14 protein-coding genes and 1 pseudogene are annotated in these 18,859 nt (G+C 71.0%); 9 read left to right on the forward strand and 6 right to left on the reverse strand.

The genetic code is table 11. The features are described 5' to 3' along the window. Nucleotides 1-575: 575 nt before the first annotated feature. Both ACYVIP_RS31800 and ACYVIP_RS31805 read left to right on the forward strand, forming a co-directional pair. Nucleotides 576-1,622, forward strand: coding sequence for a fatty acid desaturase family protein (locus tag ACYVIP_RS31800; RefSeq protein WP_460403067.1), 1,047 nt, complete (start codon nucleotides 576-578; stop codon nucleotides 1,620-1,622). Between the two features lie 124 nt (nucleotides 1,623-1,746). Then, nucleotides 1,747-3,126 carry an MFS transporter gene (locus ACYVIP_RS31805; RefSeq protein ID WP_460403069.1) on the forward strand — a complete coding sequence of 460 codons (1,380 nt, stop codon included), beginning with the start codon at nucleotides 1,747-1,749 and terminating at the stop codon, nucleotides 3,124-3,126. Between the two features lie 47 nt (nucleotides 3,127-3,173). Here the strand turns inward: ACYVIP_RS31805 and ACYVIP_RS31810 are convergent, their stop codons facing one another. After that, nucleotides 3,174-4,391: an erythromycin esterase family protein gene (locus ACYVIP_RS31810; RefSeq protein ID WP_460403071.1), complete on the reverse strand. Its 1,218-nt coding sequence runs from the start codon at nucleotides 4,389-4,391 to the stop codon at nucleotides 3,174-3,176. Nucleotides 4,392-4,506: 115 nt separating this feature from the next. Here ACYVIP_RS31810 and ACYVIP_RS31815 point away from each other — a divergent pair, with 115 nt between their 5' ends. After that, nucleotides 4,507-5,196 (forward strand): MerR family transcriptional regulator, encoded by a 690-nt coding sequence (locus ACYVIP_RS31815; protein WP_460403099.1) that lies wholly within the window; start codon nucleotides 4,507-4,509, stop codon nucleotides 5,194-5,196. Here ACYVIP_RS31815 and ACYVIP_RS31820 read toward each other — a convergent pair. Continuing rightward, entirely contained in the window at nucleotides 5,193-5,828 is a 636-nt protein-coding gene (locus tag ACYVIP_RS31820) for a LuxR C-terminal-related transcriptional regulator (RefSeq protein WP_460403073.1), read from the reverse strand. The genes ACYVIP_RS31815 and ACYVIP_RS31820 overlap by 4 nt on opposite strands. A gap of 228 nt (nucleotides 5,829-6,056) precedes the next feature. Between ACYVIP_RS31820 and ACYVIP_RS31825 the strand changes: the two genes are divergently transcribed. Further along, nucleotides 6,057-9,215 (forward strand): AfsR/SARP family transcriptional regulator, encoded by a 3,159-nt coding sequence (locus tag ACYVIP_RS31825; RefSeq protein WP_460403075.1) that lies wholly within the window; start codon nucleotides 6,057-6,059, stop codon nucleotides 9,213-9,215. A gap of 67 nt (nucleotides 9,216-9,282) precedes the next feature. On the opposite strand, the gene ACYVIP_RS31830 is transcribed toward ACYVIP_RS31825, so the two are convergent. After that, nucleotides 9,283-10,239, reverse strand: coding sequence for a DUF2332 domain-containing protein (locus ACYVIP_RS31830; RefSeq protein WP_460403077.1), 957 nt, complete (start codon nucleotides 10,237-10,239; stop codon nucleotides 9,283-9,285). 53 nt (nucleotides 10,240-10,292) lie between these two features. Here ACYVIP_RS31830 and ACYVIP_RS31835 point away from each other — a divergent pair, with 53 nt between their 5' ends. The 3 genes from ACYVIP_RS31835 to ACYVIP_RS31845 all read left to right on the forward strand — a co-directional run bounded on the left by ACYVIP_RS31835 (nucleotide 10,293) and on the right by ACYVIP_RS31845 (nucleotide 15,332). Beyond that, nucleotides 10,293-11,081, forward strand: a complete 789-nt coding sequence (locus tag ACYVIP_RS31835) for a GNAT family N-acetyltransferase (protein ID WP_460403079.1) — start codon at nucleotides 10,293-10,295, stop codon at nucleotides 11,079-11,081. Nucleotides 11,082-11,200: 119 nt separating this feature from the next. Beyond that, on the forward strand, nucleotides 11,201-14,461 hold the full coding sequence (locus tag ACYVIP_RS31840; RefSeq protein WP_460403081.1) for a S8 family serine peptidase: 3,261 nt from the start codon (nucleotides 11,201-11,203) through the stop codon (nucleotides 14,459-14,461). 64 nt (nucleotides 14,462-14,525) lie between these two features. Next, on the forward strand, nucleotides 14,526-15,332 hold the full coding sequence (locus ACYVIP_RS31845) for an SAM-dependent methyltransferase (RefSeq protein WP_460403083.1): 807 nt from the start codon (nucleotides 14,526-14,528) through the stop codon (nucleotides 15,330-15,332). Between the two features lie 6 nt (nucleotides 15,333-15,338). On the opposite strand, the gene ACYVIP_RS31850 is transcribed toward ACYVIP_RS31845, so the two are convergent. Further along, a complete protein-coding gene (locus ACYVIP_RS31850; protein ID WP_460403085.1) occupies nucleotides 15,339-16,532 on the reverse strand; it encodes a cytochrome P450 in 1,194 nt (397 codons plus the stop codon). Between the two features lie 98 nt (nucleotides 16,533-16,630). Between ACYVIP_RS31850 and ACYVIP_RS31855 the strand changes: the two genes are divergently transcribed. Together ACYVIP_RS31855 and ACYVIP_RS31860 are read left to right on the forward strand one after the other, a co-directional pair. Continuing rightward, nucleotides 16,631-17,263: a TetR/AcrR family transcriptional regulator gene (locus tag ACYVIP_RS31855; RefSeq protein WP_460403087.1), complete on the forward strand. Its 633-nt coding sequence runs from the start codon at nucleotides 16,631-16,633 to the stop codon at nucleotides 17,261-17,263. Beyond that, nucleotides 17,263-17,793: a hypothetical protein gene (locus ACYVIP_RS31860; protein ID WP_460403089.1), complete on the forward strand. Its 531-nt coding sequence runs from the start codon at nucleotides 17,263-17,265 to the stop codon at nucleotides 17,791-17,793. The genes ACYVIP_RS31855 and ACYVIP_RS31860 overlap by 1 nt, the downstream gene beginning before the upstream one ends. A 51-nt stretch (nucleotides 17,794-17,844) precedes the next feature. Here the strand turns inward: ACYVIP_RS31860 and ACYVIP_RS31865 are convergent, their stop codons facing one another. Then, nucleotides 17,845-18,627 carry an ESX secretion-associated protein EspG gene (locus ACYVIP_RS31865; RefSeq protein WP_460403091.1) on the reverse strand — a complete coding sequence of 261 codons (783 nt, stop codon included), beginning with the start codon at nucleotides 18,625-18,627 and terminating at the stop codon, nucleotides 17,845-17,847. 17 nt (nucleotides 18,628-18,644) lie between these two features. Next, a pseudogene (locus ACYVIP_RS31870) lies at nucleotides 18,645-18,859 on the reverse strand (hypothetical protein); the annotation flags it as partial.

Below are 18,859 nucleotides of genomic sequence, written 5' to 3' on the forward strand. Positions count from 1 at the left end.
CCCCATTCATCCAAGGAACTTCCAAGGTTTGCCCATATGCGATGGCCGAGGCTACGTCGCCCACGTACCCACCCAAAGGGGGAACGCAATGCGAAGCAGCCGGAGATCCCCGGTTCGAGCGCTGGTGGTGCCGCTCGCGGTCACCGCGATGCTGGGAGTATTGACCCGCGCCAGACGGGGTGGGCATTCGAGCGCCCACGCTGCTGCCGATGTCGACCGGCACGACGCCCGTGCGACGTGACGGTCGACACATCGGCGGCCTCGGTGTGGAACCCGAGCGGATCGAGGCCCGCTCGGTCCGTGGACGAGGGCGAATGGTCTCGGGGCCGGCGGGGGCCGCGCGGCGATCCCTTCCGTCACGGGGCGCCCTGACCGTTGGTCCAGGCCTGATCGGTGCGGCGTTTTCCCTGGTCGGATGGTCTTTTTGGCCAGTGGGACGAGCGCTGTGCGGTGGCGGTGACCGGTGGTGTGCGGCGGGGGTGAAATGTGGGCTGGAACACATGGGGACAGCCCCCCGGCCAAGACTGGTGCTACCAGGCTGCCGCCGCTTGAACGCGTGCGGAACACTTCGCGGCATGACGACTCATGCCGCTCCGCTGGTCACGCCGTCGACTGGCAGCGACTTCGCCCAACTGTTCAAACGAGTGAACGAGGCGGGGTTGATGCGCCGGCGCCCTGGCTATTACCTCGTCCGGATCAGCCTGCTCGCCGCCTGTTACGGGGGTGGGGTAACGGCCTTCTTCCTGCTCGGCGACACCTGGTGGCAGATGGTGCTCGCCGTGTTGTTCGCCGTGTTGTTCGGCCAGGTCGCCCTGTTGTCCCACGACCTCGCCCACCGGCAGGTGTTCCGCACCCGGCAGCCATCGGAGGCCGCCGGACTCATCGCCGGCAACCTGGGCATCGGCATGAGTTACGGCTGGTGGATGGACAAGCACACCCGCCACCACGCGAACCCGAACCACGAGGACCTCGACCCGGACGTCACCCCCGACATCCTGGTGTGGTCCGACGACCAGGCCAGGGCCAGCAAGGGGATTCCCCGGTTCATCGGCCGCTGGCAGGCCTACCTGTTCTTCCCGCTGCTCACCCTCGAGGGCCTCAACCTGCACGTGTCCGGCGTCCGGGCGCTCGGCGACCCCAAGCTGAAGAAGCGCGCCCTGGAGGCGACGCTGCTGTTCACCCACTTTGCCGGCTACCTGGCGATGCTGTTCCTGGTGCTGTCCCCCGGCAAGGCCGTGCTGTTCCTGGTCATCCACCAGGCGCTGTGGGGCATCTACATGGGTTCGATCTTCGCGCCCAACCACAAGGGCATGCCGATCCTCACCGGCAAGGACCGCCCCGACTTCCTCCGCCGCCAGGTGCTCACCTCGCGCAACGTGCGGGGCAACTGGCTGGTCGACAACGCCCTCGGCGGGCTGAACTACCAGATCGAGCACCACCTGTTCCCCAGCATGCCCTCCCCGCATCTGCGTCACGCGCAGCCGATCGTGCGCGACTACTGCGCCGAACTGGGTGTGGAGTACACCGAGACCGGTCTGATCGACTCCTACGCCCAGGCGCTGCGCCACCTGCACGAGGTCGGCGCCCCACTGCGCAAGGCGACCGCCAAGGCGTCGGCCTAAATAGTCGTCGGCCAACAGTCGAGTCAAGACGCCGAAAGTAGGATTTTTTCTCACTGGGTATCTGATTAATTGGTGAGTGTGTACCCTGCCAATCTCGTATGTCCGACGAGCGGGAGGCAGGAGCATGGCGGAACCCTCGGCAGGCGCGTCATCCACAATGGCGCCACCGGACCAGAAGACCCTCCGCCGTGCGATCACGGCGTCGGCGATCGGCAACATGACCGAGTGGTTCGACTACGGCGTCTACGCATACACCGCTGTCCACATCGGAAACGCGTTTTTCCCGAGTGAGAACGGCACAGCGTCCACTTTGGGCAGTTTGCTGGTGTTCGCCGTGTCCTTCCTGATCCGGCCGATCGGTGGCATGGTCTGGGGACCTCTGGGCGACCGCCTCGGTCGCCAGAAGGTCCTCGCCACGACGATCCTGTTGATGGCCGGTGCCACGTTGTGTGTCGGCCTGCTGCCCGGCTACGCGACGCTCGGCATCCTCGCCCCGATCGGCCTGGTCGTCCTGCGGATGATCCAGGGCTTCTCCACCGGCGGTGAGTACGGCGGCGCGGCGACGTTCATGGCCGAGTACGCACCGGACAACAAGCGCGGCAGGTACGGCAGCTTCCTGGAGTTCGGCACCCTGGCCGGGTTCACCCTGGGTGCCGCGCTCGCGCTCGTCGTCGAGCAGATCGTCGGCGAGACGGCCATGGCCGACTGGGGCTGGCGGCTGCCGTTCCTGATCGCCGGACCGCTGGGCATCATCGGGCTGTACCTGCGGTCCAAGCTCGAGGACACCCCGGTGTTCCGCGAGTGTGCCGCCGAGGGCCAGATCGACACCAAGACCAAGACCTACCTGCGCGACCTGCTGAAGTTCTGGCGGCCGTTGCTGTTGCTGGTCGGTCTGGTGGTGACGCTGAACATCGTGAACTACACGCTGCTCGCGTACATGCCGACCTACCTGGAGACCGAGATCGGTCTGTCGTCGGTCGAGGCACTGCTGCTGATCATCATCGGGCAGTCGGCGATGATGGTGCTGGTGCCCTTCGCCGGCGCGTGGTCGGACAAGGTCGGCCGCAAGACGTTGTGGTGGATCTCGATCGTCGGGCTGTTCGTGCTCGCGATCCCGATGTTCCAGTTGATGACGCAGGGCTTCGGTGGCGCGGTGATCGCGTTCGCCGTACTCGGGTTGCTCTACGTGCCCCAGCTGTCGACCATCTCGGCGATGTTCCCGGCGATGTTCCCGACCCATGTCCGCTACGCCGGCTTCGCCATCGCCTACAACGTGTCGACCTCGCTGTTCGGCGGCACCGCCCCGGCGGTGAACCAGTCGCTGATCAACGCGACCGACGACCTGCTGTTCCCGGCGTACTACATGATGGGCGCCTGCGTGGTCGGCGCCATCGCGCTGTACTTCGTGCCGGAGACGCGTGGCTGCTCACTGCGCGGCCGCGGCATCCCCGGCATCGATTCGAAGCCAGGCCAGGAGCCCGCCGTGGCCGGCTCAACGCCCTGAATGGGGCATTCGGGGCGCTCAACGTCCCGAATGCCCCATTCAGGGCATCACCAGTACTGGTGGCGTTGGCCGTCGGTGTCGGCGACGAAGATGACCCCGTCGGCGCCGGTCGCGCCGGCCGGCTCCAGCGGGAGGTGGCCGGGCAGGATCGGTTCGCCGGCGCGGATCGCCGGGGGTAGCGCGGCGCGCAGGGCCGGTGCCGGGAACAGGGCGCGCCGGGTGGTCGCCTCGGCCAACACGCCCTGGAGGGTGCCGGGGTCGCTGTGCGGGTTGGCGTCGGTGGCCAGGAACGCGTAGCCGTCGCCGAGGGTGAGCTCGACCAGCGCGCCCGCGCTCGCCCAGTTCACCTCGGCGCCGCCGAACGACATGTGCGACCGCGACCGCTGGAGGTGCACGTTGTGCGCGAACACCAGGATCGGTCCGCGCTGGCGCTCGGCGGCCACGATCGCGAGCAGGTTGTCGGCCATCATCTCGGCGCGCAGGCTCAGCATGGTCGCGATCCGGTCGGCCGCCGGGCTGGCCATGGCGGCGTGGTAGCGCAGCAGGCCCTTGGCGGTGCGCGCGTGCGCCTCGGCCAGGTCGAAGCCTGCCGGATCGGCCGGGCGTAGGCCGGGGGCCGCGCGGCGCAGGGCGCTGGCCAGGTCGTCGGCGACCACACGCAGCGCGCGGGCGTGCTCGGTGTCGCCGATGGAGGCCGCCGCGTCGTACATGGCCGCCTCGTCCGTCCAGGCCGCGTCCTCGCCGAGCAGCCTGTCCAGGTCCGTGACCGACGCCGGGCGCAGCGCCGCCGGCAGGTAGTCGGCGACCGAGCGCAGCGCGTGGCGCGGGCTCGGCGCGGCGGCGGTCTCCAGCGGCGCGTCGAAGCCGTGGAACCGAACCTGGTCGCGCGGCGCGCGGTCGGCGTTGTGCGCGCGGAGCCACTCGACCAGCTCCCGGTTGCCCGGCACGTTGCCGAAGCGGTGGCTGAAGCCGGTGGCGAGCACCCGCTCGAGCTCGGCCGGTCCGCCGCGCACGTAGTCGTCGACCGGCGACGCGGCGAAGATGTCGGTCTCCAGCGCGATCGACCGGTAGCCGCGGTCGACGAGCTGACCGAGAAGTTCGTTGCGCAGCAACGGGAACGCCGCGATCCCGTGAGTCGGCTCGCCGAGGGCGAGCACGGTCGGCCGGTCGGCCCGGTCGGCGAGCAGGTCGTCGACGGCGTGGCCGAGGGCCGCCGAGTCGTCGAGCTGGCGGCCGATTCGCGCCATGGTGTCCACTGTGGACATGGAACTCCCTTCCGAAAGGAACGTCCCTCGCAACGCTATCGTTGAAGAATCGAGTGAAACTTCGACGAGATTCACCTGGGCTTGACGGCGTGAAGTCTCAAACGGGAGGTGCGACCTGCGACCCATCGACCTCGCTCGGGAACACGGGTTGTCCCCGCAGGCGATCCGCAACTACGAGGACGCGGGCATCCTTCCGCCGGCCGAGCGCGGCGAGACCGGCTACCGGCGCTACACCCCCCGGCACGCGCAGGCACTGCGCGCCTTCCTCGCGCTGCGCCGCGGCCACGGGCACGGGCAGGCGGCCGAGATCATGCGCGCGACCAACCGGGGCGACCCCGACGCCGCCTACCGGCTCATCGACGCCGCGCACGTCGCGCTGGTCGACGAGCGCGCCACCAGCACCGAGTCCGCGACCGCGCTGAGCGGCCTGTCCACCTCGACCGCCACCCCGGACGGCGCGCCGCTGACCGTCGGCGAGCTCGCGCGCCGGCTCGGCGTGCACCCCGCGACGCTGCGCACCTGGGAGACCGCGGGCATCCTGCGCCCGACCCGCGACCGGGCGACGGGCTACCGCGAGTACGGCCAGGACTGTGTGCGCGACGCCGAGATCGCCCGGCAGCTGCGCCGGGGCGGATACCAGCTGCGCCAGGTCGCGCGGTTCATCGAGTCGTTGCGCGCGGCGGGTGGCGCGGCGGCGTTGCGTGCCTTCCTCGACTCCTGGCGCGACCGGCTGCGCACCCGCGGCCGTGACCTGCTCGCCGGCGCGGCCCAGCTCGACGCCTACCTCACGCTGCTGGCCGGTTAGCGCGTCAGGTCCTCCATCGAGACCAGCCCGTCGCCAAGGACCCTGGTCACCAGCTCGCTTTTCGTCGGCGCCGCGCGTCCGGTGTTCGCGTACTTGACCCGGACCCGCTCGATATGGGTGTCCACGGTCTTCACGCTGATGTGCAGTTTCGCCGCGACGAGTTGCTTGGACGGCGAGGAGAACCACACCCGCAGCACCTCCAGCTCCCTCGGCGACAACATCGGCCGGTCGCCGCGGGCGCGGTCCCCGACCACGCCGGCCGCCGCCGGGCCGTGGTAGGTCCGCCCGGCCGCGGCCGCCCGGATGGCGGCCACCAGGTGTGCCTCGCCCTCGCGCTTGCTCAGGTAGGCACACACGCCGGCGGCCTCGCAGCGCAACGCGGTGGCCGGGTCGGTGTACCGGGAGTACACGACCACCCGCCTGCCGACCTCCACCAGCCGCCGCAGCGCGCCGAACCCCTGCCGCCGCACGAGCAGGTCCAGGTCGACGATCACCACGTCGGCGGTCAGCCCGGGGCCGGTCCACACCCTGGCCAGCCGGTCGTCGGCCACCAGCAGCTCGATCGGCGGGTCCGCCCGCGCACACCAGCACCGGACGCCCGCGACCACCGCCGCGTGGTCATCGAAGATCACCGCTGAGATCACTGCTGAGACCACCGTTGAGTTCGCCTCACCGGCCATCGGAACCTCCCCCGGCGAACGCGTCGGCATCGCCGTCCGCGCCTCGCCACCCCAGGTTTCCCGCCCGTCGGTCTCGATCCTGCGCGGTCGATCTCTCCGTCCGATCTCCGTTGATCACCGGCGTCCATATCATTGGCAGGATCGCCGTACGCGGCGCTTCGTCGCCCTGGGGAGGACGTGGTGGAGTTCCGACTGCTGGGTCCCTTGGAGGTCGCCGCCGGTGGCGCGGCCGTCCGGGTCGGTGGCCTGCGGCAACGCACCCTGCTCGGGCTTTTGCTGCTGCAGCGCGGGCAGGTGGTGTCGATCGAGCGGCTGGTGGACGCGGTGTGGGCCACCGACCCGCCGTCGTCGGCCCGCGACCAGGTGCGCAACGGCGTGTGGGCGCTGCGCAAGGCGTTGGGCGACAAGGCGGGACGGCTGGTGGTGACCGAGGACGCCGGCTACCGGCTGGACACCAGCCGGTGTCTGGTCGACGCCGACCAGTTCGCCGAGGGCGTGCGCGCCGGCCGGGCGGCGGCCGGCGCGGGCGACCAGGAACAGGCGTGCAGCGAACTGCGGGCCGCGTTGGCGCTGTGGCGCGGCCCGGTGTTGGCCGGCATCCCGAGCAGGCTCGTGCGCCAGGCCGCGACCGGGCTGACCGAACAGCGGCTCACCGCGACCGAGGAACGGCTGGACGCGGAGCTGGCCATGGGCCGGCACACCGAGATCGTCGGCGAGCTGGCCGAGCTGGTCGCCGAGTATCCGGAGCGGACCCGGCTGCTCGGACAGCTGATGCGCGCGCTGCACGGCGCCGGCCGCGCCGGCGAAGCCCTTGGCGCGTACCGGAAGGCCAAACACCGCCTCGCCGACGAGCTCGGCCTTGACCCGCCGGCCGAGCTGGTGGCGTTGGAGGCGGCGATCCTGCGCAACGAGCCGGCCCATGACCGGGCGCCGACCGACGACGGGCCAGGCCGGTTCGCCGACGCCGTCGCCAATGCCGTCGCCAATGCCGCGCCGCGCACGTTGCCCTACGACGTCCCGGACTTCACCGGCCGGCTCGCGGAGATCCGGCGGCTGCTGGTCAGCGGCCCGGACGCCGGCACGGTGGCGATCCGCACGATCGAGGGCATGGCCGGGGTCGGCAAGACCGCGCTGGCGGTGCACGCCGCGCACGCGCTGGCCGACCGGTTTCCCGACGGCCAGCTGTTCATCGACCTGCACGGGTTCACCCCCGACCGCGCCCCGACCAGTCCGGAACGGGCGCTGGAGACGCTGCTGCGGGCGATCGGCGTGCCCGGCAGCCGTATTCCGTCCTCAGTGGACGAACAGGTCGGCCTGTGGCGTACCGAGCTCGCCGGCAGGCGGATGGTGCTGGTGCTGGACAACGCGGCCGACAGCAAACAGGTCTCCCCGTTGATCCCGGGCAGTCCCGGCGTGCTGTTGCTGGTCACCAGCCGCCGGCGACTGACCAGTCTGGACGGTGCGGTTCCGCTCGAGCTGGCCGGCCTCGCGGAAGCCGACGCGATCGCGCTGGTCACCGCGATCGTCGGCGCGGCACGGGCCGACGCCGAGCCGGGCGCGGTGGCGGAGCTGGTCGAGCTGTGTGGCCGGCTGCCGCTCGCGATCCGCATCGCCGCCGCCCGGATGCAGCGACGTCCACAATGGACGATTCAGTCGCTTGTGGACCGGATGGTGTTCGAGAAGCGCAGGCTGGTCTCGCTCCCTGCCGGGGTGGACAAAGAGGTGATGACCGCGTTCACCCTGTCCTACCAGGCACTTCCCGCCGAGCAGCGCCGACTGTTCCGGCTGCTCGGCCTGCATCCCGGCACCGACATCGACGTCCACGCGGCCGCCGCACTTGCCGATCTCGACGCCGACGTCGCCGAGGCCGCGCTGGAACAGCTCACCGACGAGTACCTGCTCAACCAGGTCGGCCGGGAGCGCTACACCTTCCACGACCTGTTGCGCGCACACGCCAACCGGTGTGCCGAGGCAGAGGAGTCGCCGGCCGCCCGCCACGAGGCGCTCACCCGCCTGTTCGACCACTACCGCTACGCCGCCGCGCAGGCCATCGACCTGATCGACCCGCACGAGCGCAACCGCAGGCCGCGCCTTGACCGGCCGGACTCCTACCAGTCGCCGTTCCGACAGGACGCCGCGGCCGCGGCCGAGTGGCTCGAACAGCAGACCTCGAACCTGCTGACCGTCGGCGCGCACGACGGCTGGCCGACCCACACCGGTCACCTGTCCAGCATCCTCTGGCGATACCTCGAACAGCAGGCGCGGCACCAGGAGGCGCAGGCACTGCACCAGCACGCGGTGACCGTCGCGCACGCCGGCGCCGACCAGCTCGCCGAGGCCGCGGCGCGCCGCAACCTCGGCCGATCCCAGTGGTATGTCGGCAATCTCAACGACGCCGCGCGCGATTTCGAGCAGGCGCTGGCCCTGCTGGCCGAACACGAGTACCGGCTCGGCATGGTGATCACCCTGAACGACCTCGGCACCACGCTGTACCAGTTGGGCCGCCACGAGGAGGCGGACGCCCACTGTCAGCGGGCGTTGGCCATCAGCGAGGAGGAACACGACGACGTCGGCCGGATGCAGGTGCTGATGACCATCAGCCTCGGCTACGCGCTGCGCGGAGACAACAAGGCGTCCGGCCACTACCTGCGCCAGGCGCTGGCGATCGCCCAGGAGGTCGGCAACCGCAACATCGAGGGCCGGGCGCACCTGAACATGGGCGACCTGTACGCCGAAAGCGGAGAGCCGGAGCTGGCCGAGCACCATCTCGAACGCGCGTTGAGCCTGTACCGGGAGGTCGGCAACCGCGAGGGCGAGGCGGCCGCGCTGACGAACCTTGGCGGCGTGCTCACCCGGCTCGGCCGCCACGCCGAGGCGACCGAACACCTCGAGCGCGCACTGGACTTCTTCCGCCGCAACGGTGACCGGCGGTGGGCCAGCGCCACCCTGCGGGAGATCGGCCTGCTGCACGCCAACACCGGACGGCACGACCAGGCGGCGCGCTTCTTCGACGAGGCACTGCGCCTGGCCCGCCAGATCGGCAACCTGGCGCTGGAGTCCATCATCCTGAACTGCCTCGGCGACAACGCCACCGAGCGGGGCGTGCCGCGCGAGGCCGGCGCCCACCATCAGCAGGCGTTGCTGACCGCGCGGCGAAGCGGCCAGCCGCTCGAGGAGGCCAACGCCCATCGGGGACTGGGCCGGGCACACCACGCCCTCGGCGAACCGGCGGAAGCCAGCCGGCACTGCCGCCGCGCGCTGGACCTGTACACCGAACTCGACGCCGACGACGTGACCGACCTGCGCGCCCTGCTGACCACCCTCGACGCGGCCAAGTAGCCGCGCCCGCCCAGCCCCACTGCCCTGAATGCCCCATTCGGGACGTTGACCGTCGCCAATGCCTCATTCAGGGCATGGGGCCGAACCAGGTCATCGAGTGGCCGTGTGACCTGGTCCAGGCCAGTGGGACGCCGTCCACCGCGAGGAGCTGGTGCAGCGCCTGGTCCGGGGGTGCGGGCAGGGTGGGGTAGGGCAGCAGGTCCTGGTTCTCGTTGGCGATCCAGTGACCGGGCAGGGTGGCCACCAGCTCGGCGAACGCCGCCCGCCGCGGTGCGGGCACCTGGTAGAGCACGGAGGTGTGGAACACCACCAGCGTCGCGTCCGCCGGTGCGCGCGCGGCCAGCGCCGGCAGGTCGTCGACCAGGTCGCCGCGCACGAGCAGCGGTGGCTCGGCCGAGGCGACGGCCGCCGCGGCGTGCAGCCGGGCCCGGCGGTGGTCGTGTTCTGGCCAGATGAGGGCGTCGAGCCAGGCGAGGTCGGCGGGATCGGTGACGTCCAGCGGGTTCAGGTCGAGGCCGGCACGCCAGACCACCTCGGGCAGCCGGGTCGGCGGCGTCAGCCCGGTCGTCGCGCACTCGAGGACCGGTGCGCCGGTGCCGAGCTGGTGGTCGGCGTAGCGGTAGGCGTACCGGTCGGGATAGAGGCACAGCCCGGCGGACGCGCCGATCTCCAGCAGCGCCAACGGTTGCGGCAGCGTGGCGAGCACCGGCAACAGCACCGCGCACCGCCCGGCCTCGTTGGTCTGGGTGCTCCTGGCGCGCAGCTGGGGCTCGATGGCCGGCCAGTTCGCCAGCGTGTAGTCGCGGAACGCGGCCGGGTCGTCCACCGGGCCGCCGAGTAACCGGACCACGCCGAACAGCAGGTTGGGCTGCCGCTTGGCTGGTGGGAGGGTGTCGAGCAGCGCGTGCACGTCCTCGGCGCGGCTGACTGCGATGGCCAGCCGTTCGTAGGTCGGCGACTGTCCCCGCGCCTCGCGCGCGGCGAACTCGGCGTAGAGCGTGGCGGTGGTCGTGGCGGCGGTCATGGCCGAATGATCTCGGTTGCCGGCCGGTGCCACGACCCAGCACAGTGGCGTGCATGCGTGATGTCGCCCACCTGCTGCGGGCCTACGACGACCACCTGCGTACCTCGGCGCCGAGCGCGATCGCGCTGACCAGCCACGGGCCGCTGCGGCTGGTGACCTTCCCCGGCGGCCGGGGGTGGGTCACCTACCGGGACCTCGGCGGTGCCGACGCCGGGGCGATCCGGCAGCTGGTCGCCGACACGCTCGCGCACTACCGCGCGGACCCGGCGGTCGAGCGGGTGAAGTGGAAGACCCGCGGCCACGATCACGCCCCCGGCCTGCACGACGCGCTCGTGGACCACGGCTTCGAACCGGGCGAGCCCGAGTCGATCATGCTCGGCGAGACCGCCGGGCTGATCGCCGACGTGCCCCTGCCCGACGGTGTGTCGCTGCGGCGGGTGGTCGCGGAACCGGAGGTCCGCGCGATGTCCGCGATGGTGGCGGTCGCGTTCGGGGACGACGACGCCGGCCCAATCGCCGACGCGTTGCTGCGGCGGCTGGCCCTTGGCGACGGGATGGAGCTGTGGGTCGCCGAGGCCGACGGCCGGTTCGTCAGCGCTGGCCGGCTGGAGCCGGTCGCCGGCAGCGACTTCGCCGGGATCTGGGGCGGCGCCACGCTGCCGGCGTGGCGCGGTCGCGGCATCTACCGCGCGCTCACCGTCGCCCGCGCCCGGTCCGCGCTGGCCACGGGCAAGACACTGATCCACAGCGACTCGACCGAGGACTCCCGCCCGATCCTGGAGCGTGCCGGGCTGGTCAGGGCGTCGACGACGACCCCGTACACCTGGTACCGCGCGAACTGACCCGCCGTCCCTGTCGATCATCGTGCTCAGTGCGGCAACCTCACGGCAGGGCAAGGTGTCTTACTCACCAGATGGAGCGGCAGCCGGTAAGGCGCTGCCGCGCAAGTCCGGGAGAGTGGATGATCCACCAACGAGCCCGCGCGGGGATCGCGGGCCTGGTCGCCGTGGCGACCGCGAGCACAGCCGTGCTCACCAGCTCCGCCGTCGCGGCATCGGCACAGTCACCGGCGCGGCCGGCGCACCCGGGAGGGCCGACGACCGTCACGCTGGTCACCGGTGACGTGGTCACGCTCGGCGGGCAACAGGGGGTGCGCATCACCGCCGCGCCCGGCCGGGAGCACATCGGGTTCCGTACCCACACCGATCCACAGGGGGACACCCACGTCGTGCCGGCGGACGCGCTCACCGCGGTGTCCGCGGGTCGGGTCGACCCGAGGCTGTTCGACGTGAGCGAGCTGGCCCGCGCCGGCTACGGCGACGCCGACCGGGCGGACTTACCGCTGATCGTCGACTACCCCGGCGCGACCCCGAGGACCGCGGGCACCAGGACGGTACGCGAGCTGCCGAGCATGAGCGCGGCCGTGCTGCGCGCGGACAAGGACTCGCGGTTCTGGGCCGCGGCCGGGACCTCGGCCAACAAGATCTGGCTTGACGGCAAGGTACGCGCGAACCTCGACCGGAGCGTGGCCCAGATCGGCGCGCCCGAGGCGTGGGAGGCCGGCCACACCGGCAAGGGCACCACGGTGGCGGTGCTGGACACCGGCATCGACGCCACCCACCCCGACCTGTCCGACGCGGTCGCCGATGCCAAGGACTTCACCGAGAGCGAGAGCGGCGTCGACGACCGGTTCGGGCACGGCACGCACGTCGCGTCCATCATCACCGGCGCGGGGGAGCGGTACCGGGGCGTGGCGCCGGACGCGACGCTGTTGAACGGCAAGGTGCTCGACGACAACGGCGGCGGCTACGAGTCCGGGATCATCGCCGGCATGGAGTGGGCGGCCAACGGCGGCGCCGACGTGATCAACATGAGCCTCGGCGGAGGCCCGACCGACGGCACCGACCCGATGTCCCAGGCGGTGAACCAACTCTCCGCGGATACCGGCGCGCTGTTCGTCATCGCCGCTGGCAACAGCGGCTCCCCGGAGTCGATCGGCAGCCCCGGCTCGGCCGACGCCGCGCTCACCGTCGGCGCGGTCGACCGGGACGACCAGCTCGCCGAGTTCTCCAGCCGCGGCCCGCGCGCGGGGGACGGCGCGATCAAGCCCGACATCACCGCGCCGGGCGTCGGCATCGTGGCCGCCGAGGCGGCCAACGCGGTGATCGGTGAGCCCGTCGAGGACGGCTACATCGCCCTGGACGGCACCTCGATGGCCACCCCGCACGTCGCGGGCGCGGCGGCGATCCTCGCCGGCGTGCACCCCGACTGGACCGGCGACCGGCTGAAGGCCACGCTCATGGCCAGCGCGGCGCCCAACGCGGAGCTGTCGGTGTTCGAGCAGGGCACCGGCCGGGTCGACGTCGCCGCGGCGGTCACCAGCACCGTGTCCGCCGCACCGGCGAGCCTGTCGCTCGGGGTCACCCAGTGGCCCCACGAGGACGACCAGCCGATCGCGAAGACGCTGACCTACACCAACTCCGGCACCGAACCGATCAGCATGAGCCTGGCGACCGACCTGCGCGGACCGGACGGCGCGGCGTCGCCTGCCGGCATGTTCACGCTCTCCGCGAGCGAGCTCACCGTGCCGGCCGGCGGTTCGGCGGAGGTCACGCTCACCACCGACACCCGGGTAGAGGCCGAGAACGGCGTGCACAGCGGCACCGTGGTGGCCACCGCCGGCGACACGGTCGTGCGCACGCCGGTGGCGGTGACCCGGGAGGTCGAGAGCTACGACATCACGCTCACCTTCCTCGACCACAACGGGGCGCCGACGCCCGAGTACAGCTTCCGGTTCGTGGACGTCAACAACCCCAACGGGTACAACGCCTACGACGAGTCGGGCACGGTCGTGGCCAGGGTGCCCAAGGGCGAGTTCTACTTCGACGGCTGGGTGCAGACGCCAACCGGCGGCCGGTCGTGGTTGACCACCGACCTCACCGAGCCGAAGGTGGTCGTGACCGGCCCGGCGGAGTTCGTGTTCGACGCCAGGGACGGCGTGCGGCCGGGGTTCACCGTGGACGACCCGGACGCCAAGGCGGGCCGGGCCCAGCTGTCCTACCTGATGACGACGTCGTGGGGCGAGACCGGCTCCATGTCCTACCTGCCCGGCTTCGACAACCTCTGGGTGCGGCCGTCGCGCTCCGCCGTGCCCGGCGCGTTCGAGTTCTCCGCCGAGGCGAAGCTGGCCGAGCCGGACGGCACCGGGGTGGCACCCGGGTTCCACGCGAGCCCGTACCTGTACAACCTGCGCAGGGCCGTCGACGGCCAGGTGCCGGCCGAGCTGAACTTCCGTGTCACCAACCAGGAACTGGCCAAGGTCAGCTCGACGCACGCGGTCGCCACGCCGGGCACGTTCGGTGTCCGCGAGGACTTCGTCACGATGCCGCTGCCGCACACGCTCACCGAGTACTACACCCCGGACACCGAGTGGTTCGGCAGCTTCTACGAGACCTCGACCAGCTGGACCGACGGTTACCCGCCGCCGGTCGCGCTGGGTGCCACGGACGGCGCGCCGCGGTCCTACCGACTCGGCACGTCCACCAAGGAGCGGTGGAACGTCGGGGTGTTCAGCCCAGGCCTGCCGGCCAACCAGTACAGCTCCGGCGGGGACATCGCCCGGTCCGGCGACAGCCTGGCGATCCAGGTCTCCCTGTTCGGCGACCAGAACCTGTGGCGGACCGGGTACCACGCCGGGGCGGTCGGCGGCACCGAGGTGCTGCGTGACGGCGAGGTGATCGCGCGCAGCGAGTACCCGGGCTACCTGGAGGCCGCGCTGCCGCCGGAGCAGGCCACCTACACCGTGCGGGCCTCGGCGACCCAGCCCGGCCCGCTGTCCACCACGGTCGAGGCCGAGTGGACGTTCGCCTCGGCACACGCCGGGGTGGAGTGGACCCCGGTGCCGGCGCTGGTGGTGCGGTACGCGCCGAACCTCGACGAGCACAACGCCGCACCGGCCGGCCGGAAGTTCCGGTTCCCGGTCAACGTGCAGCGCAACGGCGCCGAGTCGCCGGGGCGGGTCGACCCGCCGACCGTCGAGGTGTCCTTCGACGACGGCAAGACCTGGGGCCCGGCCACGTTGAGCAGGTCCCGTGGCGGGTGGACGGCCGAGGTCGAGCACCCCGGCGACGCGGAGTTCGTGTCGCTGCGCTCGTCGGTGGCCGACGGGGACGGCAACGTCGCCAAGCAGACGGTCATCCACGCGTACGCGCTGACCAGCTGACCGACCGCGACGATGTCCCCGTCCCGGCGGGGACATCGTCGCGCCGGCCTCGTACGATGCCCGCATGTCGACAGAGCGACCGAGTTGGGCACCAGAGGACATCGACCTGGAACGGCCCAACGCCGCTCGGGTCTACGACTACTTACTCGGCGGCATGGCGAACTTCGCCAAGGATCGCGAGTTCGCCGAGCGGCTGACCGACATCGCCCCGGAAGCCGCGAAGATGGCCAGGAGCAACCGGGCGTTCCTGCGCCGCGCGGTGACCCACTGCCTGGACAACGGGATCCGGCAGTTCCTCGACATCGGCTCCGGCATCCCCACCGCGGGCAACGTGCACGAGATCGCCCAGCGGATCGAGCCGTCGGCCAAGGTGGTCTACGTCGACATCGAGCCGGTCGCGGTCACCCACACCGAGCTGATGCTGGCCGACAACGAGAACGCCGACGTCGTGCGGGGCGAGCTGCTCGAGCAGGAGGCGCTGTTCTCCTCCGAGCCGGTGCGCAGGCTGCTGAACTTCGACGAGCCCATCGCCGTGTTGATGGTCTCCGTGCTGCACTTCATCGAGGACGACGCGAAACCGTACGCCGCGGTCGCCCGCTACATCGACGCCGTGGTGCCCGGCAGCTTCCTCGTGATCTCCCACATCGCGGCCGAGGACACCGACGAGCAGTCGAAGGCCCGCCAGCTGTACCAGAAGAACGCCGTGCCGATCGTCGCCCGCACCTCGGAACAGGTCGCGAAGTTCTTCACCGGCATGGACCTGGTGGAGCCCGGCGTCGTCTGGACGCCGCAGTGGCATCCCGAGGTGACCGACGACGTCGTGGATCCGTTCCGGTCCAAGGGCTTTGTCGGCGTCGCCCGCAAACCCTGAGCTGGCTCACCAGGCCACGGGCAGGCGGTACACACCGTAGATGTTCATGTCGTGGCGCAGCGGGACCTCCTCCGGCGCGACCGCGAGCCGCAGCCCGGGGAACCGGCGGAACAGTGACCCGTAGGCGACGCGCATCTCGATGCGGGCCAACTGTTGTCCGATGCACTGGTGCACGCCGTGGCCGAACGCCAGGTGCCCGGCGGCGTGCCGGGTGACGTCCAGGTCCTCCGGGTGGTCGAACCGGGCGGGGTCCCGGTTGACGGCGGGCAGCGAGAGCGCGACGCCGTCCCCTGCCTTGATGATCCGGCCGTCGAGCTCGACGTCGGTGAGCGCGGTGCGGGCCGTGCCGAACTGGATGATCGTGAGGTAGCGCAACAGCTCCTCGACCATGTTGTCCACTGTGGACTCATTGACGAGCGCGGCGGCCAGCTGCTCCGGGTTGCGCAGCAGGGTGAACGTGCCGAGCGAGAGCATGTTCGCGGTGGTCTCGTGGCCCGCGATGAGCAGTACCGCGGCCACGTTGACCAGTTCCTCGTCGGTCAGGTCGCCGCCGGTGATCAGCCCGCTGAGCAGGTCGTCGGCCGGCTCGGCCCGCTTGCGCGCGACCAGGTCGCCAAGGAACGTCATCAGCCCCTCCTGCGCCGCGGCCGCCTCCTCGGCGCTGACGGTCAGGCTGGCGATCGTCGCGCTCCGCTGCTGGAACTCGTCGCGGTCGCCGTAGGGCACGCCGAGCAGCTCGCAGATCACCAGTGAGGGCACCGGCAGCGCGAAGGTGGACACCAGGTCGACCGGCGGGCCGGCCGCCTCGACGGCGTCGAGGTGCTCGTCGACGATCTGGGAGATCCTCGGCTTGAGCTGGTTCATCCTGCGCACGGTGAACTGGCCGGTGAGCAGCCGCCGGTACCGGGTGTGCTCCGGCGGATCCATGATGATGAACATTCCCGGCGGCGCCGGCTTGCCCACGATCGGCTCGGCCGACGGCCGGCGGATCGGCATCCGCCGCAGGTCCGAGCGCGCGCTGAACCGGGCGTCGGCCAGCACTGCGCGGGCGAGCGCGTGCCCGGTCACCAACCAGCCGACGTGCCCGTCCGGGTAGGTGAGGGGGTGTAGCGCGTCCTGCTCGCGCAACCGGGTGAGCTCGGCCGGCGGGTCGAACGGGTTGGGCCGCTCCCTTGGCAGGGTCACGGGGGTTTCGGTCATCTTCGCTCCTCCCAGACAAAACTGACAGTGCACAGTCAAACAGGAGAAGGTGTAAAATTACAAGCGATAGAAAAAACATGTCGTTGTAAGATCGTCCGATGACGGACGGGTTGCGGGAGCGGAAGAAGGCGCGCACACGGCAGGCGCTGTTCGACGCGGCGATGCGGCTGTTCACCGAACAGGGCTACGAGCAGACCACGGTCGCGGAGATCGCGGCGGCGGCGGACGTGTCGACCAAGACGTTGTTCAACTACTTCCCGAGCAAGGACGACATGGTCTTCGCGCTGCGCACGCAGCGGATGAACCTGGTTACGCGGGTGATCGAGGAACGCGGCCAGCACGACCGGCCGGCCGACCTGCTGGCCAGCATCGGCGAGCGGCTGCTCGCCTCGGCCCTCACCGGGGCCGACGGCCAGGAACTGCCGTTCACCCCGGTGCCGGTGCGCCTGGTGATGACGGTGCCGGAGCTGCAGGCCAAGGCGCTGCTGTTGCTGTTCGACGCCCAGCGTCAGTGGTCGCAGGCGCTGACCAGGGCCTACCCGGACGAGTTGGACCCGCTGGCCGCGGCCGCCGCGGTCGGCGCGCTGATCGGTACCCTGCAGATGACCGCACTGGTCAGCTTCGAACGCGGCGACTCGCCGGAGGAGATCGTGGCGAACATGCGCTCCGCCATGGACATCGCACTGCACGGCGTGCGCCACCTCGACCACGGCGCACCCGCTCACCGGTGATGGCAGAGCCATCAGCAGAAGACGTCTTTGGCCCCGCGGTGATCTTCACCGCCCTGATGGAGGCAGGCGTCAGTTTTACCTTCGTCGGCTTTATCACGCACTACGCGTGTGAGCTGTATGACCAGCAGCATCCCGGGGAGCCATCCGGTGAGGGCAACGAACCGCGGTCCCACGCCGAGAACAGGAACCGCCTGGCTCATGCGCTGCGCAAACTCGGCGCGGCAGGGCAAACCGAGAACGGGACTACGGAGTTGTTCACCGGCGACGGCTCGGCGCTTGCCGACCGCCATCAGTTGTTCCAGACACCACACGGTGTCATCCGCACATCTGTCCGCACGCCCACCGCCGATGAGGAAATTGCTGGCATGGACACGTTCACCGCCGGTATCCGGATCAACATCACCGTCCCTACATCGAGGCTGAGGTCCTACGTCGAGACCGGAAAGTTCCCGGGATTGGTTGGCGTGTTGGAGATCGTCGAACTGTTCGACGCAGGCAGGGCCGGTGGGGACCACCAGCGTCACGGGTGATCAACTTGACAACTGGGTGTCAGACAAGATGTTCCGCATGTCCTCACCCGGCTATTCCCCTCGGCGCAGCCGCCGCTCGGCGTCGGCGAGTTCGGCGGCGATCAGGTCGACGCCGGCCGGCCGGATGCTGGCGATGGTGCCCTCCGCCGTGGCGTCGAGCTGGGTGAGCCAGCGGCCGGTCACCGTGTCCAGGAAGTTGACCGGCCGCCGGCAGCGCCGCCGGCTGCCGAGGTTGCCGGCCCGGCAGGCCGCGTACAGGCTGCCGCCGCCGGTGCGCGGTTGAGCCAGCACGGCGTTGATGGCCAGCACGTCCGGGTTCTCCAGGGTGCCGAACCCGCCGAAGCCGTCCCCCTCCGGCTCGCTCGCCGCCAGGAAGTCCTGGTACGGCGTGCTGACCGGCCCCCCGGCCGCCGGGGCGACCGGGGGCAGCTGGTCGAGGAACCTGCCGGCGAACTCACCCGGGGCGAACGTGGCCAGCACGATGGCGTCGGTCTCGTAGTTGCGGACCACGAGCACCGCCTCCTGGTAGGCGGCGATCGCGAGCACCCCGTACCGGAACGCCCGGCCGTCGACCGTGGTGGTGATCCAGCCGTAGTACTCCCGGTCCGGGCGGACGAGCACGCCGATCGTGTCGTCCAGGTCCTCGTCGGGCCTGCCCCGGTGCAGCCGGTGGTTCTGCTCGAGCTCCCCGAGCGCGTGCCGGTCGAGCGCGCGCGTGGTGTCCTCGTCGTACCAGGTCGGCGCTCCGGCCAGGACCGGGTGCGGCTCGGCCTGCCGCCAGCGGATCAGCGAGTGCACCGTGGTCAGGTTCAGCGTGAGGCTCTCGGTCAGCACAACCCCTCCCAGGCTGGTCAACGACGGTCACCGATCACGGGCGGGACGAACGGCTGGTCCAGGCCGAACAGTTCCTTGTCGTCGGGTTCGACGCGGTACTTGCGGCGGTGCTCCTGGTCCTCGTCGCCGTTGGCCCGGCCGGCGGCCGGACCCATCGGCATGCCGCCGGGGCCGGTCGCGCCGCGGGCGGCCGGCGAGCCGGCGCCACCACCCGGCTGGCCGGGCACGGCCT

It is taken from the genome of Actinophytocola sediminis, from assembly GCF_054779715.1.